Origin of the sequence: Natronoarchaeum sp. GCM10025321, assembly GCF_042663585.1 — an archaeon.
Classification (GTDB): domain Archaea; phylum Halobacteriota; class Halobacteria; order Halobacteriales; family Natronoarchaeaceae; genus Natranaeroarchaeum.
In genome coordinates, this window is record NZ_JBHTAN010000006.1 from 1,722,902 (window position 1) to 1,743,977 (window position 21,076).

General features: G+C 63.3%; 19 protein-coding genes. 11 read left to right on the plus strand and 8 right to left on the minus strand.

Features of this window, described 5'->3' with window-relative positions:
• The first annotated feature begins 107 nt into the window (after positions 1 to 107).
• Complete coding sequence (dnaK, locus tag ACFQL3_RS11555; protein WP_377054399.1) at positions 108 to 2,000, plus strand: molecular chaperone DnaK; 1,893 nt, start codon at positions 108 to 110, stop codon at positions 1,998 to 2,000.
• A gap of 290 nt (positions 2,001 to 2,290) precedes the next feature.
• Here dnaK and ACFQL3_RS11560 read toward each other — a convergent pair whose 3' ends face one another.
• Positions 2,291 to 2,920: a ferredoxin--NADP reductase gene (locus ACFQL3_RS11560; RefSeq protein WP_377054401.1), complete on the minus strand. Its 630-nt coding sequence runs from the start codon at positions 2,918 to 2,920 to the stop codon at positions 2,291 to 2,293.
• Positions 2,921 to 3,114: 194 nt separating this feature from the next.
• Between ACFQL3_RS11560 and ACFQL3_RS11565 the strand changes: the two genes are divergently transcribed.
• Together ACFQL3_RS11565 and ACFQL3_RS11570 are read left to right on the plus strand one after the other, a co-directional pair.
• Positions 3,115 to 4,869: a 2-oxoacid:acceptor oxidoreductase subunit alpha gene (locus tag ACFQL3_RS11565; protein WP_377054403.1), complete on the plus strand. Its 1,755-nt coding sequence runs from the start codon at positions 3,115 to 3,117 to the stop codon at positions 4,867 to 4,869.
• Positions 4,866 to 5,732: a 2-oxoacid:ferredoxin oxidoreductase subunit beta gene (locus ACFQL3_RS11570; RefSeq protein ID WP_377054405.1), complete on the plus strand. Its 867-nt coding sequence runs from the start codon at positions 4,866 to 4,868 to the stop codon at positions 5,730 to 5,732. Before ACFQL3_RS11565 ends, ACFQL3_RS11570 begins: the two co-directional genes overlap by 4 nt.
• A 3-nt stretch (positions 5,733 to 5,735) precedes the next feature.
• Here ACFQL3_RS11570 and ACFQL3_RS11575 read toward each other — a convergent pair whose 3' ends face one another.
• Positions 5,736 to 6,248: a GNAT family N-acetyltransferase gene (locus tag ACFQL3_RS11575; protein WP_377054407.1), complete on the minus strand. Its 513-nt coding sequence runs from the start codon at positions 6,246 to 6,248 to the stop codon at positions 5,736 to 5,738.
• Between the two features lie 78 nt (positions 6,249 to 6,326).
• On the opposite strand from ACFQL3_RS11575, the gene ACFQL3_RS11580 reads away from it, so the two are divergent.
• From ACFQL3_RS11580 to ACFQL3_RS11590, 3 genes are read left to right on the plus strand one after another with little or no spacing between them, the layout of a single operon-like run.
• A complete protein-coding gene (locus ACFQL3_RS11580) occupies positions 6,327 to 6,962 on the plus strand; it encodes a rubrerythrin family protein (RefSeq protein ID WP_377054409.1) in 636 nt (211 codons plus the stop codon).
• Positions 6,963 to 7,009: 47 nt separating this feature from the next.
• Complete coding sequence (locus ACFQL3_RS11585) at positions 7,010 to 8,101, plus strand: DUF3179 domain-containing protein (RefSeq protein WP_377054411.1); 1,092 nt, start codon at positions 7,010 to 7,012, stop codon at positions 8,099 to 8,101.
• Positions 8,098 to 8,670: a hypothetical protein gene (locus tag ACFQL3_RS11590; protein ID WP_377054413.1), complete on the plus strand. Its 573-nt coding sequence runs from the start codon at positions 8,098 to 8,100 to the stop codon at positions 8,668 to 8,670. Before ACFQL3_RS11585 ends, ACFQL3_RS11590 begins: the two co-directional genes overlap by 4 nt.
• Positions 8,671 to 8,864: 194 nt before the next feature.
• Here ACFQL3_RS11590 and ACFQL3_RS11595 read toward each other — a convergent pair whose 3' ends face one another.
• On the minus strand, positions 8,865 to 10,340 hold the full coding sequence (locus tag ACFQL3_RS11595; RefSeq protein WP_377054415.1) for an RNA-guided endonuclease TnpB family protein: 1,476 nt from the start codon (positions 10,338 to 10,340) through the stop codon (positions 8,865 to 8,867).
• An 88-nt stretch (positions 10,341 to 10,428) separates the two neighbouring features.
• Between ACFQL3_RS11595 and ACFQL3_RS11600 the strand changes: the two genes are divergently transcribed.
• Positions 10,429 to 10,674 carry a response regulator of citrate/malate metabolism gene (locus tag ACFQL3_RS11600; protein ID WP_377054417.1) on the plus strand — a complete coding sequence of 82 codons (246 nt, stop codon included), beginning with the start codon at positions 10,429 to 10,431 and terminating at the stop codon, positions 10,672 to 10,674.
• An 807-nt stretch (positions 10,675 to 11,481) separates the two neighbouring features.
• On the opposite strand, the gene ACFQL3_RS11605 is transcribed toward ACFQL3_RS11600, so the two are convergent.
• Positions 11,482 to 12,720, minus strand: coding sequence for a mandelate racemase/muconate lactonizing enzyme family protein (locus ACFQL3_RS11605; RefSeq protein WP_377054419.1), 1,239 nt, complete (start codon positions 12,718 to 12,720; stop codon positions 11,482 to 11,484).
• Between the two features lie 165 nt (positions 12,721 to 12,885).
• Here ACFQL3_RS11605 and ACFQL3_RS11610 point away from each other — a divergent pair, with 165 nt between their 5' ends.
• Entirely contained in the window at positions 12,886 to 13,497 is a 612-nt protein-coding gene (locus ACFQL3_RS11610) for a translation initiation factor IF-2 subunit beta (protein ID WP_377054421.1), read from the plus strand.
• Positions 13,498 to 13,716: 219 nt separating this feature from the next.
• On the opposite strand, the gene ACFQL3_RS11615 is transcribed toward ACFQL3_RS11610, so the two are convergent.
• Genes ACFQL3_RS11615 through cbiE form a run of 4 tightly spaced genes read right to left on the minus strand, consistent with a single transcriptional unit; the run spans position 13,717 to position 17,987 of the window.
• A complete protein-coding gene (locus ACFQL3_RS11615) occupies positions 13,717 to 15,264 on the minus strand; it encodes a cobyric acid synthase (RefSeq protein WP_377054423.1) in 1,548 nt (515 codons plus the stop codon).
• Positions 15,265 to 15,268: 4 nt separating this feature from the next.
• Positions 15,269 to 15,931, minus strand: a complete 663-nt coding sequence (locus ACFQL3_RS11620) for a cob(I)yrinic acid a,c-diamide adenosyltransferase (RefSeq protein ID WP_377054425.1) — start codon at positions 15,929 to 15,931, stop codon at positions 15,269 to 15,271.
• Positions 15,928 to 17,265 carry a cobyrinic acid a,c-diamide synthase gene (locus ACFQL3_RS11625; RefSeq protein ID WP_377054427.1) on the minus strand — a complete coding sequence of 446 codons (1,338 nt, stop codon included), beginning with the start codon at positions 17,263 to 17,265 and terminating at the stop codon, positions 15,928 to 15,930. The genes ACFQL3_RS11620 and ACFQL3_RS11625 overlap by 4 nt, the downstream gene beginning before the upstream one ends.
• Positions 17,262 to 17,987, minus strand: coding sequence for a precorrin-6y C5,15-methyltransferase (decarboxylating) subunit CbiE (cbiE, locus tag ACFQL3_RS11630; RefSeq protein WP_377054429.1), 726 nt, complete (start codon positions 17,985 to 17,987; stop codon positions 17,262 to 17,264). Before cbiE ends, ACFQL3_RS11625 begins: the two co-directional genes overlap by 4 nt.
• A gap of 61 nt (positions 17,988 to 18,048) precedes the next feature.
• Here cbiE and ACFQL3_RS11635 point away from each other — a divergent pair, with 61 nt between their 5' ends.
• The 3 genes from ACFQL3_RS11635 to ACFQL3_RS11645 all read left to right on the plus strand — a co-directional run bounded on the left by ACFQL3_RS11635 (position 18,049) and on the right by ACFQL3_RS11645 (position 21,075).
• Entirely contained in the window at positions 18,049 to 19,173 is a 1,125-nt protein-coding gene (locus tag ACFQL3_RS11635) for a PGF-CTERM-anchored ABC transporter substrate-binding protein (RefSeq protein ID WP_377054431.1), read from the plus strand.
• Positions 19,170 to 20,057 carry an ABC transporter substrate-binding protein gene (locus tag ACFQL3_RS11640; RefSeq protein ID WP_377054433.1) on the plus strand — a complete coding sequence of 296 codons (888 nt, stop codon included), beginning with the start codon at positions 19,170 to 19,172 and terminating at the stop codon, positions 20,055 to 20,057. Before ACFQL3_RS11635 ends, ACFQL3_RS11640 begins: the two co-directional genes overlap by 4 nt.
• Positions 20,058 to 20,166: 109 nt before the next feature.
• Positions 20,167 to 21,075 (plus strand): substrate-binding domain-containing protein, encoded by a 909-nt coding sequence (locus ACFQL3_RS11645; protein ID WP_377054435.1) that lies wholly within the window; start codon positions 20,167 to 20,169, stop codon positions 21,073 to 21,075.
• Position 21,076: the final 1 nt, after the last annotated feature.

Sequence of the window (21,076 nt, forward strand, 5' to 3'; positions counted from 1 at the left end):
CGGCGACCGAAATAAGTTGCGTAGCGACCGCTTCCCCGGATTTTAATTCGTGCGTTTGTCGCTGTGTAGAAAGGTTTATACGGAACAGTCTACAATCCTCTTGCAAGATGGCCAGTAACAAGATTCTCGGTATCGACCTTGGTACGACGAACAGCGCGTTCGCTGTTATGGAAGGTGGTGACCCCGAGATCATCGTAAACGGCGAAGGGGAGCGGACGACGCCCTCTGCCGTCTCCTTTACCGAAGACGGCGAGCGGCTCGTCGGCAAACCGGCGAAGAACCAGGCGATCCAGAATCCGGACCGGACGATCGAGTCGATCAAGCGCCACATGGGCGACGAGGACTATACCGTCCAGATCGACGACGAAGAGTATACGCCCGAGCAGGTCTCGGCGATGATCCTCCAGAAGATCAAACACGATGCCGAGGAGTATCTCGGCGAGGAACTGGAGAAGGCAGTCATCACGGTCCCTGCCTATTTCAGTGATCGACAGCGCCAGGCGACGAAAGACGCCGGCGAGATCGCCGGCTTCGAAGTCGAGCGGATCGTCAACGAACCGACCGCCGCGTCGATGGCCTACGGGATCGACGAAGACCAGGACCAGACGGTCCTCGTCTACGACCTCGGTGGCGGGACGTTCGACGTTTCGATTCTCGACCTCGGAGGCGGTGTCTACGAGGTCGTCGCCACGAACGGGGACAACGACCTCGGTGGCGACGACTGGGACCACGCGATCATCGACTGGCTCGCGGAGAACTTCGAGAACGAACACGGCGTCGATCTTACCGACGACCGACAGGCCCTCCAGCGACTGAAAGACGCCGCCGAGGAAGCCAAGATCGAACTCTCCTCGCGCAAAGAGACGGAGATCAATCTGCCCTTCGTCACCGCGACCGACGACGGTCCGATCCACCTCGAAGAGAGCCTGACGCGTGCGAAATTCGAGTCGCTCACGGCCGACCTGATCGAGCGGACTGTCGCACCGACCGAACAGGCGCTCGAAGACGCCGGCAAATCCAAAGACGACATCGACGAAGTGCTGATGGTCGGTGGCTCGACGCGGATGCCACAGGTCCAGGAGAAAGTCGAGGAGATGACCGGCAAGGAGCCGAAAAAGAACGTCAACCCGGACGAAGCCGTCGCACTCGGTGCGGCGATCCAGGGTGGCGTGCTCGGCGGCGAGGTCGACGACATCGTGCTGCTCGACGTGACGCCGCTCTCGCTCGGTATCGAGGTCAAAGGCGGCCTCTTCGAGCGACTCATCGAGAAGAACACGACCATCCCGACCGAGGAGTCGAAGATCTTCACCACGGCCGCGGCCAACCAGACCTCCGTGCAGGTCCGGGTCTTCCAGGGCGAGCGAGAGATTGCTAACGAAAACGAGATGCTCGGCGAGTTCCACCTCACCGGCATCCCGCCGGCACCGGCCGGAACGCCCCAGATCGAGGTCGGCTTCAGCATCGACGAGAACGGCATCGTCAACGTGCAGGCCGAGGACAAAGGCTCCGGCAACGCCGAGGAGATCACCATCGAAGGCGGCGCTGGCCTCTCCGACGACCAGATCGAGGAGATGCAGCAGGAAGCCCAACAGCACGCCGAAGAAGATCAGGAACGTCGCGAGCGCATCGAAGCGCGCAACGCTGCCGAGGAGTCCATCCAGCGAGCGGACACGCTGCTCGAGGAGAACGAGGAGGAACTCGACGAGGCCCTGATCGAGGATATCGAGGCCGAAATCGAAAACGTCGAAGCGACGCTCGAAGACGAGGACGCCGGCAAAGAGGAGTACGAGGAGGCCACCGAGAGCCTCAGCGACGCGCTCCAGGAGATAGGCAAACAGATGTACCAGCAGGAAGCCCAGGCCGGCGCAGCAGGCGCAGGCGGCATGGGCGGTGCGGCGGCGGGCGGCCCCGGCGGCGCTGCAGGGCCCGGTCCTGACGCCGAGGGAGACGAGTTCGTCGACGCCGACTTCGAAGACGTGGACGAGACCGACGAGGAGTAACACGACGAATCGCTCTCGTCAGCTCGGGAGGCGAACGAAGTGAACTCTCCCGGTGTCTCCGCAAACACAGTGAGCAGAGGCCAGACACTCCATCGGAGTGCCTGTGTCTGAAAACGTGAGCGAAGCGAACTTTTTAGTTATACGACGAAGACCACTACCAGCGATTTAGAATCGTCCGCTCGACGATGACCGAAAGGCGAACAGAGACACTCATAGCCACGACTACGAACGGGCGGAGACAACCGAACGGCAGGAGAGTACTATCGACTCACGAAGAGTCGGTTGTCCGGCTACCCGAACGATTCGACTTCCGCCTCGGAGAAGTCACCGCCGCCGGCCTCGACGGCGTCACGGGCGTCCTCGACGAACGTCTGAAAGCCGAAGACGTAGATCTGACCATCGTCGACGACCTCCCTGACGGCGTCGGTAAGGCCCTGTTTGTTCTCGACGATCCGAACGGTTGCACCGGAGTCGACAAGCGCGTCCAGGCGCTGTTCGTGGGCGGGTGCATCGTCCTGATAGACGATTGTAGCTTCGGAGCCCTCCGCGACGGCCGCCTCGGCGACGCCGACTGCCGGCCCGACGCCGGGGCCGCCAGCGAGGACGGCAACGTCGCCCTCGTCGTAGGCGACGTTGCCGAACGGGCCTTCGATCGTCACGGTGTCGCCGGATTCGCGGTCGGCCAGCCAGGGAGAGAGATCGCCCTCGGGATCGACGCCGACGGTGATCTCGAAGGTCTCCTCGATGTCGGGCGACGAGAGGGTGTAGTAGCGGGCGATCTCCTCGCCGTCGACCGTTGCATGCAATCTGACGAACTGGCCGGGTTTCGCATCGAAATCGGCGGGCGTTTCTAGCTCTAGGGTAATCGTGCCCGGTCCGACAGTCGCCACCGCGCGAACCGTTACCTCGGTCTCGTCCATGCAGTAGAGTAGGCTGCTGGCTCCCTAAGGGGTTGCGTTCGTAACCCGCTCGATCCAGGCAGAGTCCGAAGACTCTCGTTCCGTTATACCGCCAAAATGAACGGGAAGAAACTCGCTTCGGGGTTTTATACAAACTTTCAGGTAGGTATTTCAGAAGGCTTTTGACGTGTCGAAGATAACCCGCTGACCAATACATGCCATCAGATCTAAACTGGGCGATCGGCGGCGAAGCCGGTGACGGGATCGACTCTACCGGAAAGATCTTCGCTCAGGCGCTGTCGCGTGCGGGACGGCACGTCTTTACCTCCAAAGACTTCGCATCCCGCATTCGCGGTGGGTACACCGCCTACAAGATCCGAACGTCGACCGAGAAGGTCCAGAGTGTCGTCGATCGGTTGGATCTGTTGGTAGCGCTGACACAGCGCACAATCGATGAGAACCTGGACGAACTCCACGAGGATAGCGTCATCATCTACGACGGCGAGCGCTCGTGGGACGCGGAGATCCCGGAAGCGATCACCGGTGTGAGCGTTCCGCTCAAAACGCTGGCCGAGGAGGCAGGCGGCGCAATCATGGCGAACACCGTGGCGCTCGGGGCCGCCTGCGAAATCGCCTCGTTCCCGATCCAAAACCTCGATGAGTCCCTCGAAAAGCGGTTCGGGGACAAGGGATCGAAGATCGTCGAAAACAACAAGGACGCCGCCCGACTCGGTCGGGATCACGTCAAGGAGAACTACGGCGAGTTCGACTACGAACTGGAGACGACCGACAACGACTACGTCCTGCTCAACGGCGACCAGGCGATCGGCATGGGTGCAATCGCGGCTGGCTGTCGGTTCTACGCTGGCTATCCGATCACGCCCGCGACCGACGTGATGCAGTACCTGATCGGCCGGATCGAGCAGTACGGCGGTCACGTCATCCAGGCCGAGGACGAACTCTCGGCCATCAACATGGCGCTCGGCGCGGCACGCGCCGGTGCCCGCTCGATGACGGCGACCTCCGGTCCGGGGATCGACCTAATGTCCGAGACGTTCGGGCTTGCGGCGACCAGCGAGACGCCGCTGGTCATCTGTGACGTGATGCGGTCGGGCCCCTCGACGGGGATGCCGACCAAACAGGAGCAGGGTGACCTCAACATGACTCTGTACGGCGGGCACGGCGAAGTGCCACGGTTTGTCGTCGCCCCGACGACGATTTCCGAGTGTTTCCACCGGACTATCGAGGCGTTCAACCTCGCAGAGAAGTACCAGCTACCGGTGTATCTGGTCTCGGACCTCGCGCTTGCGGTCACCGAGGAGACGTTCGACCCGTCCGAGTTCGACATGGACGAGGTCGAGATCGACCGCGGAAAGGTCGTCGACGAGGACGAAATCGACGACTGGCTCGACTCGAAGGGTCGGTTCCGGACCCATGCCGACGCCGAGGACGGGATCAGTCCGCGTGCGTTCCCCGGCACGGCCGAGGGCGCACACATGTCGACCGGCCTCGAACACGACGAACTCGGTCGCCGAACCGAGAGCACGGACATGCGCGTCACGCAGGTCGACAAGCGCCAGCGAAAAGTCGAGACGGCCCGCGAACGCGAGGCGTTCGACTACCGCGAGTTCGGCGACGCGGACGCCGACTCGCTCGTCATTTCGTGGGGATCGAACGAGGGTGCCCTCGTCGAAGCTCTCGACATCCTCGACGACAGGGGGATCGACGTCCGGGTGCTCTCTGTACCGTACCTCTTCCCGCGACCCGATCTCACGCCCGCCGTCGAGGACGCCGACGACGTCATCGTCGTCGAGTGTAACAAGACCGGCCAGTTCGCCGATCTGATCGAGCACGACGTCCTCTCCAGAGTGAAACGGATCAACAAATACACTGGCGTACGATTCAAGGCCAACAAACTCGCGGAAGAGATCGAGGCTGCAATCGCCGCCGACACGGAGGTAACAGCATGAGTTCCGACGTTCGATTCACAGACTTCAAATCCGACAAACAGCCGACCTGGTGCCCCGGATGCGGGGACTTCGGCACGATGAACGGCATGATGAAAGCGCTGGCCAACACCGGCAACGACCCGGACAACACGTTCATCGTGGCCGGGATCGGCTGTTCCGGCAAAATCGGGACGTACATGCACAGCTACGCGCTCCATGGCGTCCACGGTCGCGCACTCCCGGTCGGGACCGGCGTCAAACTCGCCAACCCCGACCTCGAAGTGATGGTCGCAGGAGGAGACGGCGACGGCTACTCCATCGGTGCCGGACACTTCGTCCACGCCGTTCGTCGGAACGTCGACATGAGCTATATCGTGATGGACAACCGCATCTACGGGCTGACCAAAGGACAGGCCTCGCCGACCAGCCGCGAGGACTTCGAGACGTCGACGACCCCCGAGGGACCGAAACAGCCGCCAGTCAATCCGCTCGCGCTGGCGATGGCGTCGGGCGCCACCTTCATCGCCCAGTCCTTTAGCTCCGACGCACTCCGACACGCCGAAATCGTTCAGAAGGCCGTCGAGCACGACGGCTTCGGCTTCGTCAACGTCTTCAGCCCCTGCGTGACGTTCAACGACGTGGACACCTACGACTACTTCCGTGGCTCGCTGGTCGACGTCGCCGAGGACGACGACTACGATCCGACGGACCGTGAACAAGCGAAAGAGGCCGTAATGGACGGCGACAAGGAGTATATGGGCGTCCTCTATCAGGACGAAGACTCGGTGCCGTATCACGAGCGCCACGCCGTCGAGGCGAACAAATCGGAGATTCCGGACGGCGCACCCGACGATGCGATGGACCTCGTCCGCGAGTTCTACTGACGACTACCGCCGCCCCGATCCCAGTTCTTTGCGATAGCGACGTTCCCTGACCGTCTCCCCGAACAGCTCCGTTTCTCGCTCCCCGACAGCCTCGTAGCCCTGGGCACGGTAGAACGACTGGCCGACCTCGTTGTCCGCGAGCACGAGCAGTTGGACGGCGTCGTATCCGCGGGTCGACCAGCGCGTCTCGAACGTGTCGAGCAGCGCCGTCCCGATCCCCTCCCCCCAGCGGTCCGGCGTGACGTATATCGAACCGAGATCGACGACAGAGTTGTCGGCCGCAGCGCCGCTCGCGTACCCGACTACGGTGTCGTCCTGCTCGGCGATCAGGTAGGTCACGGCGTCGTCCTCGATGCGCTCGCGAGTGAGCGTCGGACTGTACCACTCCGCCAGCGCCGCCTCGATGGTCGTTTCTGCGAGCACGTCCTGGTACGCGCTTACCCATCCCGCCTCGGCGACGCGGGTGATGCTCTGGACATCCCCGAGAACCGCATCACGGACCATCAGGTCCTCCATACCGGCAGATCAGGCTCCACTGGCAAAACCCTAGGGCGGTCACGAACGTTCAAACGGTCCCACACCATAGCCGAGCGTATGGACGGGACGACGTTTCGGGACCGGCTCGAACGAGAGCACGCGGAGCGACTGGACGAACTGGGCTCGCCCGACCTCCTGCTCGCGCTGAGCGGCGGCGACGTCGACGAGCAATCGCTACTCGAAGCGGCGGCCAACAGCGAGTACTCCGCACGTCGAACGTTCGACGAGTGGGCGGCCGACGAACCCGACGACGAGGCTCGGGAGGTGTTCGAGTCGACGGCCGAGCAGGAGCGACGGCACTACGAGCAGGTGGCCGCGGAGCTACCGGCGTCGTTCGAACCGGCCGATGGCGGCCCGCTACACGCCTATCTCCGCGGTCAGAAGGCGACGATCCAGCGCGTCGCCGCGGGGATGGTCGGCCGGTCGGTCGTTAGCCTCCGGACCCACGCACGGCTGATCGAGTTCTTCGACGCCGAGCGCGAGCAGTTGTTCCGCGACCTGCGGACCGAGACCGAGGAGACGCTCGAACAGGGACTGTCGCTGCTCGAAACTCGCTGTACCGGCGACGACTGCGAGCACGCCGAGATGGTCGCGGAGTACGTGATCCGCGTCGCACACGACGACTACACCGACTCTATCTCGGCACTCGAGTCCGACGGCTTGGCGAGCGACCGGTCGGATATGCATCGCTGACGCACGCGCGGAGACGGTTCATAATGATGAACGTCTAACTATGGTGTATGCGACCTGGTCTCACACGACGGCGGGCCCTCGCGGCAGGAGCCCTGATTGCGGTCTCCGGTTGCCTAGACCAGGATTCAGGGACGGGTAATGGGGACAGCGATCCGAACAACGGCGACGAGGAACCGCCGGACGATCCACCGACGGCAGAAGCACCGATCAGTATGGGCCATTCGGCCGAAGAGCTACTGGATCAAGTGGTCAGCGGCGGCGTCCCGAGAGACGGGATCCCGTCGATCGACGATCCCGTATACACCGAGGCTGGTGGCGGAGACGCGCCCGACGACGACGAGATAGTCTTCGGCGTCGAAATCGATGGCGATGCACGGGCCTACCCCCGACAGGTCCTGGTCTACCACGAGATAGTCAACACCGAGGCCGGCGGCGAGCAGATCAGTGTTACCTACTGTCCCCTCACCGGCACGGCACAGGGGTTCTATCGCGGGGATACCGAGTTCGGCGTCTCCGGACGACTGGTCAACAGCAATCTGATCATATACGACCGCGAGTCGGATAGTTGGTGGCCGCAGGTGCCGGCCGTTGCGATCGACGGCGTTCACACCGGCCACTCCCTGCAGGAGTTCCCCGTGACATGGACGACGTGGGGGCAGTGGCGCGAACAGTATCCCGAGACGCAGGTACTCACCGAAGACACTGGACACGTCCGGGACTACGGGGCCGATCCGTACAACGGGGGGTACAACCCCCGAACCGGCTACTACGAGGACGGTTCGCCCCTGTTCGCGCCGCTCGTCGACGACGACCGGCATCAGGCAAAGGCCGTGTTCATCTGTGCACGGACGCCGGACGGCCCCCTCGCGATCAAAAAGTCCGTCCTGCGAGAGGAATCTGTAGTGGAACCGGTCGTCGATGGCCAGGGCTATCTTGCGGTCTACGATCCACGCCTGGACACCGGCTACGTCTACGCGAACCCGGACGGGCGCTCGGTCGAGTATGCTGACGGTGAACTACAGGTAGACGGAACCACGTACGCGCCGGACGAACTCCCGCTGGACCGGGTCCTCCGCCTCGACGCGATGTGGTTCGCATGGTCGGCTATCTATCCCGATACGGAGGTGTACGACCAGTGATCGGCAGAAGACTTTCGCGGACCGCTACTGCGATGCGGGCGGCGCTCACCCGGCCGGGCCCGCTCCTTCTCGCTGTTGCCGTGGGTGTCGCGTATCTGCTCGGCTACCTGTATGCGATTGGTGATCTGGTCGTCAGGGAGGGCGTCGGCGTGGGCGTGGCTATGCCAGTCGCGGACCCGCTGACGCACATGCTCGGTCGGACCGGGCCAGTGTCGTTCGAGGCGATCGCTATCGTCGATCTCGAACCCCTCCGACTGCTGTTCTCGCCGCTGAACACGCTTCTGGGCGTCGGTCTCGCAGTGCTAGTCGGTATCAATATCGCGATGAGTTACCTCGCCGTCACGCAGCCGCGATCCTGTGGTCTCGGGGCGACTTCCGGCGTTCTGGCGTCGGTTCCCGCACTGCTCTCGGGGAGTGCCTGCTGTGCGCCAGTCGTGTTACTCGTCCTCGGGATTCAGGCCAGCGGTCTGTTGCTGACCGCACTGACGTGGTTGTTGCCGGTCGGTATCGTCCTCCTCATCGGTTCGCTCGTCTATCTCGGGGGGCGAATCGATCCGACACCGGCGTGAACTCAGGCGCTTTCCGCCCGCCGTAATCGAAGGCTGATCGCATTGCCGGAGTCCGTCCGCTCGAACGAAATATGGCCATCTGAGAGGTCGACCGCCCAGTCGACGAGCCAGAGACCCAGCCCCGTACTGTGGTAGATGTCGGTGACGTCCTCCCACGAGCAAACTCGTGGGCTTCCCCTCCGCTGACGCGTGATTCAGTCGTCTGAAACACCGGGGGCAACGTTCCCAGTCTCGCTACTGGTACTCTGGTTCGCGGGTGCCTCTTTGGTCGAAAGACCAGAGTGTTTCACCGTCCACTCATAGTCGTCCCACTCAAGGCATGGTACCTGACTGTGATGTCCATCCGCCGTCGTGTTCTCTCGGGCGGCCGCGGGCCGAGCCATCGACCCACTTGGTTGAAGCTCTATACTCTCACCAGCGTGTTTCCGCAGGAAATTCGCCGATCCTGCAACATCCGAATGACCCTCACGTCCACACGAGTGGCATTGAAGTAAATCACCACGCCGATGCACATCCTCACTCTCACACGCTGGGCACTGAGACGACGTACCAGCCTCTGACTTCTCGGTGACGGGTATGCCGTACTCGAACTCCAGCACTTCGCCGAGTCGTCGTCGGAAGCGTCCGTGAGCCCAGAACAGGTCCGTCTTCTCGTTAATAGTGGCGGACCAGTGTTTCTCCCTCACATCGCTTAACGCGCCGACGATGAGTTCTGTAACACCTAGCTCGGCGAGCCACTCGCCGAGATCTCGAATCAACGCGTCCATGGCGTGGTTGCGTTGTTCACCGCGCTTGTGGTAGACACGCCGAATCTGTTTGCTTGACCAGTCGCCGTCTCCAAGTAGTGATTGTAACTCGGCGATTTGTTTGGTGTGAGTGTGGAACGTGTGGAATGCGGGCCTCCCGTGGTACAGACGGTGGTCCCCTTGACTGGTCGTGACGGCGGCGAGGTTGTTCGCACCGATGTCCACCGCTGCCACTACCTCTTCGCCGCTGCCAGTAGTGGCCAGTGATGGTTCAATAGAGTCTCGTCGGCGTGGAGAGTTGTCCTCGTCGCCGACGGTTCGATATGCAGTGAACGTTTCGGTGTCTCTGTCGTACACGATCTCTAGGCGACCCTGCTTGCCCGTCCAACGGGGTTGTCCTGCAACCTCCAAGCGCAACCGTTCGTGGTATCCAAGCCCGTATTTCTCTTTCAGTTCTTTTCCCACGGGTATTCCGAGTCGGCTGCGGTCGCCGAGTTCAAGGGTGTACTGGTCGTTGCGGATGACGGTTCGCGGCGTGCGGTTGCCGTTTTCTTTCCAGTAACCGGGTGGATTGGGCCTGTCCGTGACCTTGTTGTTAGTAGGGTCTCGGTATTTTGAGAGGACGGCGAAGTACGCTTTCCACGGCTCCCAGTTCTTCTGGACGAGTTGCTGGGGCGTGCTGGAACTGAGCCGCTGGATATACTGTTGGCGGTATTGCTCTTGGGTGACCGCGTGTTTCACCGTGGACTTCAATTCGCTGACTGGGACACGGGAATCCGCGTCGTTTTGCGTATTGAAGAGTGTTTGTCGGCGGTCGTAGTTGACCTGGTTGTTACAGGCTGCTGACGCGTCGAGGAGTTCGAGGAGGAGCAGCTCGTCGCGGTGCGAGAGCGGTCTCACCTCGAACGTATCACAACGCGTCATCTATCGCTTACTATGTAGTAAACGGATATGAAGGTTCCGGTTATCTACGAGGAAACGAATAACACGGCTTGAACCGTACGTATCCGCAATGACTGACCAAGGACGGAAGAGCAGCGGTGAGTTTGAATCCAAAGTCACGGATGAGGACGTACTTGCAGTGTTAGAGGACGCTGAGACTCCCGTGTTAACGGCGGGTCTTGTGGCTGAGGAGTTGCCTGTGACATCGAAAGCTGTGTATTATCGGTTACGGAAGTTGCATGACAAGGGGTGTGTTGGAAAGCTGAACGTTGGCGCTCGGGCTGTCGTATGGTGGGTTGTCGACGAGTCGGAGTAACGTGGGAATCACGGCCTGAGTAAGTCACGTGGTTTGTGTAACTTTGCCTACCGCTTGGACCCACGACTAAAGCCCTGTCTCTTACCCATAAGTTCACGGAGTCACAAACAGACGTTTCAGACGCTTTCGACCCCAATCTGCAATCGGAAGATCGAGGTGAGGAGTGATCCGGGCGATGATCTCGGCGGTGGGGGGTGCTGAATGTGGTAAACGAGATTAGCAAAATCGTTCCATAGGAGTGTTACATCTGTAGATATCGAGGTTTCGATCGGGTTTATTGACCTCGGCAGCGACTCGATTTGTGGGTAAGAGACAGGGCTAAAGCCGTGGGGTTCCGCTGATACTGTGTCACTTGACGAACCCACACCTTCGCTGACGCATCTTTCCGAGCGCGATCCGTCTTACGCCGGATCGAACACCGTGGAGCAAAGCTCCACGAACCCGCCGAGGCTTACGCCTCGTCGAACACCGGAAATCGAAGATTTCCGAGCACGATCCGCCTTACGCCGGATCGAACACCGCCGGACAAACCGCGTCCGGCGAGTTTGACTTCGGCTAGGCCTCGTCAAACAGCGCAAACGCTCTGCGTTTGCTGGCCTGACGAGGCTCAGGCCTCGTCAAACACCGGAAATCGAAGATTTCCGAGCACGATCCGTCTTACGCCGGATCGAATACCGTGGAGCGAAGCTCCACGAACCCGACGAGGCTCAGGCCTCGTCAAACACCGGAAATCGAAGATTTCCGAGCACGATCCGTCTTACGCCGGATCGAATACCGTGGAGCGAAGCTCCACGAACCCGACGAGGCTCAGGCCTCGTCAAACACCGTCTCCCCTTCGACCTTCTTCTCCTCGACGACGTCCATGTCGAGCGTGACACCGATGCCGGGTTCTTCCGGAATCTCGATGTAGCCGTCCTCGATGACGTCTTCCTCGACGAGGTCCTCCCACCAGCCGAGTTCGTAGGAGTGGTACTCGACGGCCAGCGAGTTGGGGATCGATGCACCGACGTGTGCGCTCGCCATCGTCGCGACCGGCGAGGAGACGTTGTGCATCGCGACCGGGATGTAGTACTGGTTGGCGACGTCCGCGACCTTGCGCGTCTCGCGCATGCCGCCGACTTTCGGCATATCGGGGGCGATCATGTCGACGGCCTGGTTCTCGATCAGGCGTCGCTCCTCGGTGGCGCGGTAGCGGTTCTCGCCGACGGCGATCGGCGTCACGGTGGACTTGGTGACCTCCTCTTGCACTTCGAGGTTCTCCGGCGGGACGGGGTCTTCGAGCCACCAGACGTCGTACTCCTCGATGGCGTCGGCGAGCCGTTTCGCCGAGCCACCCGAGAACGTCCAGTGGCAGTCGAAGGCCACGTCGGCCTTGTCCTTGACGCGCTCGGTGACTTTCTCGACGATCTCGGCCTTGTGGCGGATCTCGCCGGGGCGAAGGTGTCGGTTCGCGCGGTCTTTCTCCAACCCACTCGGGACGTCGAGATCGAACTTCAGGGCGTCGTAGCCGAGTTCGTCGACGACGCGTTCGGCCTCGTCGGCGCAGGCTTCGGGGTCGGCTTCCGATTCGGTGTGGCAGTCACAGTAGACCCGCATCTCGTCGCGGTACTTGCCCCCCAGTAGCTGGTACGCCGGTACGTCGAGGATCTTGCCGGCGAGGTCGTGCAGCGCGACCTCGATCCCGGCGATAGCGGTGACGGTAATCCCCTCGACCGAGCCTTCGCCGGACATCTTCTGGATCAGGTGTTCGTAGAGCCGATCGATGTCCAGCGGGTTCTCGCCGACGACGAAGGGTTTCATCCGCTCGATAAGCTCTGGAACGCCCGCGCCCCAGTAGGCTTCGCCGGTGCCGACGATTCCGGCGTCGGTGTAGATCCGGACCAGTGTCCACGGGAAGTTCCCGTCGATCATCGTTGTCTGAACATCGGTGATCTCGACGTCGCGCCCGCCGCCGCGCGTATTCGTCACACCCATCGTCTCCGAGGAGAGTTCCCGCATGGTATACTCCGCGTTCGGATCGTGCAGATCCGCGTAGTTGACTCCCATGCCATCCTCTTTACTAAGCAAACAGTAAAACCTTGAGATATGCCCGTGAGACGGCATGAACAGATGGTCTGTCAACACACCTCACTCCGCCTTCCGGCGGCTGTAGGCCCCACAGTCGTTCCCTGTATCGAACGCGCTTTACGTTTCGACGCGCTGGTTTCGACCATGGATTACGAAGACAGTCTGGATCGGGCCATCGCCGAGACGCCCGATATTAGCGGTAGCGACGAGCGGCTCTCCACCCCCGATGCGACGGCCCAGAAAGACGGTGCGTTCACCCGATTTACGAACCTCTCAGAGATCGCAGATACCCTCTCTCGCGACCCCGAGCATCTTCACCGGTTCGTCCAGCGCGAACTCGGAACCAGCGGGACCTTCGAGGAGGGCCGCGGCCGATATAACGGTAGCTTCTCGGGCGGAGACTTCGACGCCGCAGTTGCGAAATACACCGACGAGTACGTCTCCTGTACGGAATGTGGCCTGCCGGACACGCGACTCGTCCGCGAGGACCGCACCCCGATGCTTCGCTGTGACGCCTGTGGCGCGTTCCGCCCGGTCGCAAAGCGCTCCAACAAAACCCAGAACGTCTCGACGGCCGCCGTCGAGGAGGGCAAGACCTACGAGGTCAAGATCACTGGAACAGGCCGCAAAGGCGACGGTGTCGCCGAGAAAGGCAAGTACACCATCTTCGTCCCCGGCGCGGAGGAAGGCGATGTGGTCGAAGTGTACATCAAGAACATCAGCGGGACGCTCGCGTTCTCGCGACTGGCGAACTGACGGCTCTCTCGGTTCTATGGCGTCGCTTTTTGAGCGATTTTAAGAGATGATTTCACGGGCGTGTGACCCGCGAAATCGGTGGGGAACTGTCGGCATACGGAGCGTGGCCGTCTCGTGTGACGGAACTGCGAACGACCACACGATATACTGCCGGCGTATCCTACTAAACCTTGCGACCTTTCAGAACACAGACCCCGTCATATAGCGGTCTCTGGGCGGTTACCTATCGGTTACCCGGATAGGATCAAGCCGGTCGAGCGCCACGTGCTCGTCGATCAGCGCTCCCGCTCGGTTGTAGGCGCTCCCAGCCGAACCGTCCCGGTCCGGACGGTCCGTCCCCGCCGCCTCGAAGACCGATTCGAGGAACGCCTCTCGTGCGTTCCCGTTCTCGAAGAGTCCGTGAAGGTAGGTGCCCAGGACCTGCTCGATGGCCGCGCCGCTCCCGGCGAAGGGCCGGTCCGTGCTTTCCGTTAGCGCCGTCTCCCCCATGTGGATCTCGTAGCCCGAGACCCGCCCGGTCGCCCCGTCGAGCGGGCCGACGCCAGCGATATCTTTGCTGACCTGTACGAGTCGCTTTTCGGGTGAGAACGCGGTTTCGACCGGCAAAAGCCCGACCGCTTCGACGGTCGTCTGTTCGCCGGTGCCCTCGACAGCGGCGTTCGTAATCCGCTCGCCGAGTAGCTGATAGCCGCCACAGAGGCCGACGATTGGACCGTCGAACTGCCTGATCTCCTCGTCGAATCCCGCCTCGCGAAGCGCAAGCAAATCGTCGACGGTGTTCTTTGTACCGGGTAATACCAGTGCGTCGGCGTCCCGGACGGAGGCATCGAGAGACCAATACGACACCCTGACACCCGGTTCGCGTGCCAGTGGCTCCAGATCGGTAAAGTTCGAGATCCGCGGAAGCCGGGGGACAGCGACCGTCACTGCCCCATCGTCGGGAACGCCATCGTCCGCGCCGCGGACAGATCGCTCGCCGGGAGCGGGTAAAGAGACGCTGTCCTCCGCGGGCAGGCCTGGATCGTCGTAGGGAACCACGCCGAGCACGGGCACGCCTGTCCGCTCTTCGAACTCCGCGATTCCGGGGTCGAGGATCGATCGATCGCCGCGGAACTTCGTGATGACGGCCCCACCCACCTGCTCGCGGAGGTCGTCGGGCATGAGTGTCAGCGTCCCGACGAGGCTGGCGAACGCGCCGCCGCGTTCGATATCGGCGACGAGCAGGATGGTCGCATCGGTGAAGCGGGCCGTCTCGACGTTCGCGAGATCCCTGTGGTGGAGATTGATCTCGCCCATCCCGCCGGCCCCCTCCGCGACCACGATGTCGGCGTCCGCAGCGAGTCGACGGTGAGCGTCGACTGCCGAGTCGCGCGCTCGCTCCCAGTGCTCGTCGTAGTACTCGCCCGCCGCGTAGTGGCCGACCGCCTCGCCGTCGAGCACGATCTGGCTCTCGCCGTCGCCGCGGGGTTTCAACAGGACCGGATTGACGTCGGTCGTCGGCGGGCGACGCGCCGCCCGGCACTGGACGTACTGGGAGACGCCGATTTCGCCGCTTCCCGCGCTACCGTCTTCGATGGACTCCGGGTGTGGGACGACGCGAGCGTTGTTGCTCATGTTCTGGGCTTTGAACGGCGCGACATCGACCCCGCGGTCCGACAGCAGGCGGCAGATCCCCGCTGCTACCGTGCTCTTGCCGACGTGGCTCGCGGTTCCCGCGACGAGTAGCGTCGGCGTTTCGGCGGGCGGATCGTTGCCGGTGGCAGTCATCGGCTCAGTACTCGGTGCCCTTCCGTGCTGGCTGGCCGGCGTCGATTGGGTGTTTCCCCTTCCGGACCTCGGTCACGAGATCCGCGTGGTCGAGCAGATACGTCGGCTCTTCGTGACTACCCGTAAACACGAGTTCTAGGTCATCAGGTGCGTCCTCCACGAGGGCGAGCACCTGCTCTGGCTCTACTAGCCCGCGGTCGGCGGCGTACAGCACTTCGTCGAGGATCAGCATGTGCAGGTCCTCGCCGTCGATTCCCGCGGCGACGAGTTCCTCGGCGCGCTCGAAAGCGGCCTGTGCGCGTTGTTCGTGGTCCGGGTCGTCGCCCGCCGCGCCGAAGCCGTGCCAGCCGTAGTGACCGGCGTTCTCGTACGTAAAGCCCGGGACGTGCTCGATAGCGTTGTACTCGCCCCGGACGTCCTCGACGGTGTCGGTGCCGCCTTTCATGAACTGGAGCATGTGGACGCGGTAGCCGTGCCCCGCCGCGCGCAGCCCCATTCCCATCGCGGCAGTGGTCTTGCCTTTCCCATCGCCCCACCACACCTGCAGGAGGCCGAACTCCTCGGGATCGCTCGGCTCGATCGGTTGAGCGGTCGGTCTCCGCCCGCCGACCGCGTCCTCAGTTGCCGCACTATCCGCCTTGTCGTCGGTTTGTGTGTTCTCTGTCATGGGTCGAGTGCGTCGAGAAACGCGTCGAATGCGCCGCTCTCGGGATGAACATGTGCGTACGTCCCAAGCGTTCGATACTCCGTCAGCCCGTCCATCTCGTCGTGGATGCCCTCGCCGCGGACGACGTCGAACGCGAACCGGGCGTCGGCGGCGACGTCGGCGCTGGAGTAGTGGAACTCGTGGCCGCGAAGCCGTTCGCCAGCCTCCGCAGTCAGCGCGTCGCCGCGGGCCGCCAGTTCGACGTGGTCGAGCGCCCGATACCGGTCGTGCATCGTCACGTCGGCCGGCAGGACGCCAGCCATCTCGTGGCGCTCGCCGTCGGTCGTCGTCAGCGACTCGGACAGTGCTATCAGGCCGCCACACTCGCCGAGGATCGGAAGCCCCTCCATGGCCCGCTCGGCGAGCGTCGACAGCGCCTGGCTCTCCGCGAGCGCCTCGGCGTGCAGTTCAGGATAGCCGCCGGGGAGGTAGACGCCGTCGCAGGGCGGCAGGTCGTCGCCAGCAGTCGGCGAGAAGGGCACCACCTCGCTCCGCTCGCGGAGGCGTTCGAGCGTCGCTGGATAGGCAAAGGCGAAGGCCATCCCTCGCGCAACGGCGACCGTAGCGTCGGTGGACTCGCGGCTGTCAGCCTTCACCGATGCTCCTCGCTCGGGGCACGGCGGCGTCTGCGCGATATCGAGTAGGCGATCCGTCCGTAGAGTCTCCGCAGCGGCGTCGAGCGCCTCGGTCGGGAGGGCCGCCTCCTCGCCCAGTTGCAGGCCGAGATGTCGGTCGGGGATTGCCAGATCCTCGTTCGGCGGGATCCGACCGAGATACTCGATGGACTCCGGGAGGGCGTCGCGGATCCCCGCCTCGTGTCGCCCCCCGTGAGCGCGCTGGGCGATGATTCCTGCGACCTGCATATCGCGACCGGCCTGCTCGGCGTACTGCCGGAAGCCAAAGGCCGTCGCAGCGACGCTTTCCATGCCCGCCTGGGCGTCGACTACCAGCACGACGGGCAGGTCGAGCGCCTCGGCGACCATCGCCGTCGAGGAGCAATCACCGTCGTACAGCCCCATCACGCCCTCGACGACGCAGGTCGTGGGCGCATCACCCCCTCCCGCTGTCGGTCGGTAGTAGTTCCGCTGAAGCCCGTCTTCGCCCTGAAGCCAGCGGTCGAGCGTCCGGGAGGGACGACCGGCGACCGCCTCGTGATGGCTCGGATCGATGAAGTCCGGGCCGGCCTTGGCTGGCTGTACTGTCTCGCCGGCCCGCTCCAGCGCCCGGATCGTGGCGAGCGTCGCGACGGTCTTGCCGACGCCGGAGGCCGTCCCGCCGAGGACGAACCCCTTCATTCATGATCACCTCGCACGAGTAGTACTGAGAGATCCGAGAAGGCTGAGTCTTCCGGCCGGTCGCCGCCTGCGAGGTCGCCGAGCATCGTCTCAGTGGCCCGCTCCTCGTCGTGGGTGAGGTGCTCGAAGACCGTCGCTGACAGTTGGCTCCGGGCGGCGCGCGCTCCCGGCGCGGCGTCGCCGAGTAGGTATGCCGCGATGTCCTCTGGCATGCAGTCGTACGGTCGGGGCAGGACGAGCAGGTGGCGGTCACCCACTGCGCTGGCAATCCGAGCGAGTTCCGACTCGATCGGTCCGCGCCTGTGCAGCGTGACGAACGTCGTCTCCTCGAAGGGGACGACGGCCCTGCTCGCGGCGACCTGGATGCAGGAGATGCCCGGGATCACCCTGAGAGGCCGGTCGACGACGTTCCGGACCGAATCGAGAAACTGATGGCCCGAGACGTTCGGATCGCCCATCAGGACGGCGACGCCGCGCTCGCCCTCTCTGACCCGCTCGCCGAACCGTTCCAGCGTTGCTGCCTCGTCGTCGTAGCCACAGGTAAGCACATCCCCGCCAATGACCGCCTCGACGTAGCCGACGACGCTCTCGAACCCGACGATCACGTCGGCACGCGCCAGTTCCTGTCGGGCGATTTCTGTCAGATACCGCGGGCTCCCCGGCCCGATGCCGACCGCGCTCACCCGCTGTGCCGTCCCGGCCGAAGCGTCGTCAGTTGCCATCGAATAACAAGTGGACTTGCATTAGTTAAATATTTATTGCACCGCCGGCAGGCTCCTGGTGATGCAAATACGCGTATCAATCGTCGTTGCATTGCTGGTGATCGGCCTCGTGGCTCCTGCTGGCGCTGTCGGAGCGCCGATTAGCCAGGATGCGGCGTCGGCCGACACGGACTGTACGTTTCCGGTGACCGTCGAAGACGACTCCGGAACCGAAGTGACTCTGGAAGAACAACCGGAACGGATCGTGACACTCCGGCCGAGCGCCGCACAGACGCTCTGGGAGATCGGCGGTAAAGAGCAGGTGGTCGGCGTTACCAAGTTCGCCGAAAACCTGAACGACACCGACGAGATCGAGTCGATCTCCAAGGAAGAGGCGGCCGTCAGCACCGAGACAGTCGTCGGCCTCGAACCGGACATCGTGTTTGCGCCGGGCTCGGGCGACGACGAGACCGTCGACCAACTCCGCGAACTCGGCGTGACCGTGTATCGCTTCGACTCTGCAGCATCGCTCGATGACGTCTACAGTAGCGTCGAGACCATCGGTCGGCTCTCGGGCAACTGTGAGGGTGCCGCGGAGACGACCGACTGGATGGACGAAGAACTCGGCGTAGTCGCCGACGCCGTCGAGAACGAGGAATCGCCGGACGTACTCTACAGTTTCTTCGGTTACACTGCCGGGCAGGACACCTTCATCGACGAACTGATCGTGGCCGCCGGCGGGACCAACGTCGCCGCCGAGGAAGGGATCGAGGAGTATCAGCCGCTGAGTCAGGAGACCGTGGTCGATACGGATCCCGACTGGATCGTCCTGAACTCGAACTCGCCCGAGATTCCGGAGGGCGATGGCTACGAGCAGACGACGGCTGTTCAGGAAGACCAGGTGATAATCGTCGATATCAACCACCTCAATCGCCCCGCTCCCCGCGTCGTCCACGGCGTGACTGCGATGGCCGAAGCGTTCCACGGGGAGTCGTACGAGGAAGCCCTCGAGGCGGCCGAGGACGAAGAACAGACCGACGAAATCGAGGAAGGCGATGAAGAGAGTGTGGACGACGACAACGGCGAGGAGAGCGATGAGCCCGACCCGTCCGATACGGACGACGAACTCTCCGGCTTCGGAGTCGCTGTCGCCGCACTCGCGCTGTCGGCCCTCGCCCTCCTCGGGCGGGTGAAACCTGACCAATGAACGTCGTCTCGACATCCCCCTCGGGAACGGAGATCCTCTACGCGCTGGGCGTCGAACCGGTCGCAGTCTCCCATTCGTGTGATTACCCGCCAGCCGTCGACGACCTGCCGACCATCGACGTCTCGCGCGTCGACGCGGGCGCGAGCGTCGACCGGCACCGACAGGTCACAGCGTCGACTCAGGACGGCGGCGTCTACCGGATCGATTCCGAGGTGCTCCGCTCCGTCGACCCCGACCTCGTCCTCACGCAGGGCGTCTGTGGCGTCTGTGCAGTCGACCAATCGCTGATCGCCGAGACGCTGGCCGGCCTCGACATCGATCCGGACGTGCTGGCGCTCGACGCCAGTCGACTTGCCGATCTGTACGAATGTATCGAACGGGTCGGCGCGGCGGTGGGCAGAGAGACGCAGGCGGAGTCGCTCGTGGCCTCGCTCCGCGAGTGCGTCGCGGCGACCGAAGCGCGCGTCGCCGACCGGGCGGCAACGCCCCGAGTCGCAGTCTTCGAGTGGATGGACCCGCCGCGGCTTGCGGGCAACTGGGTGCCGGAGTTGATACAGAGCGCGGGCGGGCGACCGCTGCTCGTCGACCCTGGCCAGCGGACCACGGAACTCGACTGGCAGACGCTGGTCGACGTGGCGCCCGAGGTGATCGTCGTCGCACCGTGTGGCTTCGGCGTCGAGCGGACCGAGGAACGGATCGACGAACTCGCCGACCGTGAGGGCTGGGAAGCGCTTCCGGCAGTCGAGCAGGGGCGCGTCTACGCGGTCGACGGCGCGGCGTATTTTAACCGCTGGACGCCACGGCTGATCGACTCGTTGGAGCGTCTCGAACGGCTCCTCGCACGCGATGCGTCGCTTCCCGATGACGTTCGACGGCTGGTGTGACGGCCTATCGACTCGGTGATGGCTGTCTACTTGGAATACGTAACCGCTATCAGTTACGCAACAGGGATAATCATTAACTATGTAGCCGATGACCGTTGTATCATATACGATGCATCGGCGCGAGTTCGTCGCTGCGCTAGCGAGTGGGGGAGCGGTCACAGTCGCTGGCTGTAGCGATACCGACGAGAACGCGGAGGCGGGGATAGTCGGCGAAACACTCACGCTTACGACGACGACGAGCACCTACGACACCGGCCTCGTCGACGAAGTAGACGCCGCCTTCCAGGACCGGTACGGCGTCACAGTCGAGGCGGTCAGCCAGGGGACTGGCGCGGCGCTCGAAAGCGCCCGCCGCGGCGACAGCGACGTGGTGCTGGTCCACGCCCGATCGCTCGAAGACGAGTTCCTGCGGGAGGGCTACGGGGTCAACCGGCGCGATCTGATGTTTAACGACTTCGTCATTGTCGGCCCGGAAGAAGACCCGGCCGGAATCGACGGGACGGAGTCGGCAACGGAAGCGTTTCGGGCCATCGCCGAGTCCGGATCAGTCTTCGTTTCCCGCGGCGATTCGTCGGGGACACACACGAAAGAACTCGCCATCTGGGAGGAGACAGAGAGCGACCCCGGCGGGGACTGGTACCGCGAAGCGGGGAGCGGGATGGGGCAGGTGCTCACCCAGGCCGACCAGAGCGGCGGCTACACGCTGGCCGACCGCGGGACGTTTATTTCGATGCGGTCGGAGCTTTCGATCGGTATTCGCGTCGAGGGGCCCCTCGAGGGGGGTCCAGAGTTGCTTGCGAACCCGTACGGCATCCTCGCCGTCAACCCCGCCGTCCACGAGAACGTCAACTACGACCTCGCGCTTGCCTACATCGGCTTTCTCACGTCCCGAGAGGGTCAGGAACTCATCGGGTCGTACACCGTCGACGGCGAGCAACTGTTCTTCCCCGAGGCGCTCTCCGACGACCCGAACTTCCAGCAGTACGTCCCGGAGGGCTGGACGCCCGAGGAGGAGTGAT

Coding starts and splice junctions, on each gene's coding strand:
- ACFQL3_RS11625 (WP_377054427.1), bottom strand. CDS start 17,265: ATGAAGGGGTTCGTCCTCGGCGGGACGGCCTCCGGCGTCGGCAAGACC.
- ACFQL3_RS11635 (WP_377054431.1), top strand. CDS start 18,049: ATGCAAATACGCGTATCAATCGTCGTTGCATTGCTGGTGATCGGCCTC.
- cbiE (WP_377054429.1), bottom strand. CDS start 17,987: ATGGCAACTGACGACGCTTCGGCCGGGACGGCACAGCGGGTGAGCGCG.
- ACFQL3_RS11580 (WP_377054409.1), top strand. CDS start 6,327: ATGGACGGGACGACGTTTCGGGACCGGCTCGAACGAGAGCACGCGGAG.
- ACFQL3_RS11565 (WP_377054403.1), top strand. CDS start 3,115: ATGCCATCAGATCTAAACTGGGCGATCGGCGGCGAAGCCGGTGACGGG.
- ACFQL3_RS11600 (WP_377054417.1), top strand. CDS start 10,429: ATGACTGACCAAGGACGGAAGAGCAGCGGTGAGTTTGAATCCAAAGTC.
- ACFQL3_RS11560 (WP_377054401.1), bottom strand. CDS start 2,920: ATGGACGAGACCGAGGTAACGGTTCGCGCGGTGGCGACTGTCGGACCG.
- ACFQL3_RS11620 (WP_377054425.1), bottom strand. CDS start 15,931: ATGACAGAGAACACACAAACCGACGACAAGGCGGATAGTGCGGCAACT.
- ACFQL3_RS11585 (WP_377054411.1), top strand. CDS start 7,010: ATGCGACCTGGTCTCACACGACGGCGGGCCCTCGCGGCAGGAGCCCTG.
- ACFQL3_RS11610 (WP_377054421.1), top strand. CDS start 12,886: ATGGATTACGAAGACAGTCTGGATCGGGCCATCGCCGAGACGCCCGAT.
- ACFQL3_RS11615 (WP_377054423.1), bottom strand. CDS start 15,264: ATGACTGCCACCGGCAACGATCCGCCCGCCGAAACGCCGACGCTACTC.
- ACFQL3_RS11640 (WP_377054433.1), top strand. CDS start 19,170: ATGAACGTCGTCTCGACATCCCCCTCGGGAACGGAGATCCTCTACGCG.
- ACFQL3_RS11575 (WP_377054407.1), bottom strand. CDS start 6,248: ATGGAGGACCTGATGGTCCGTGATGCGGTTCTCGGGGATGTCCAGAGC.
- dnaK (WP_377054399.1), top strand. CDS start 108: ATGGCCAGTAACAAGATTCTCGGTATCGACCTTGGTACGACGAACAGC.
- ACFQL3_RS11570 (WP_377054405.1), top strand. CDS start 4,866: ATGAGTTCCGACGTTCGATTCACAGACTTCAAATCCGACAAACAGCCG.
- ACFQL3_RS11605 (WP_377054419.1), bottom strand. CDS start 12,720: ATGGGAGTCAACTACGCGGATCTGCACGATCCGAACGCGGAGTATACC.
- ACFQL3_RS11645 (WP_377054435.1), top strand. CDS start 20,167: ATGCATCGGCGCGAGTTCGTCGCTGCGCTAGCGAGTGGGGGAGCGGTC.
- ACFQL3_RS11595 (WP_377054415.1), bottom strand. CDS start 10,340: ATGACGCGTTGTGATACGTTCGAGGTGAGACCGCTCTCGCACCGCGAC.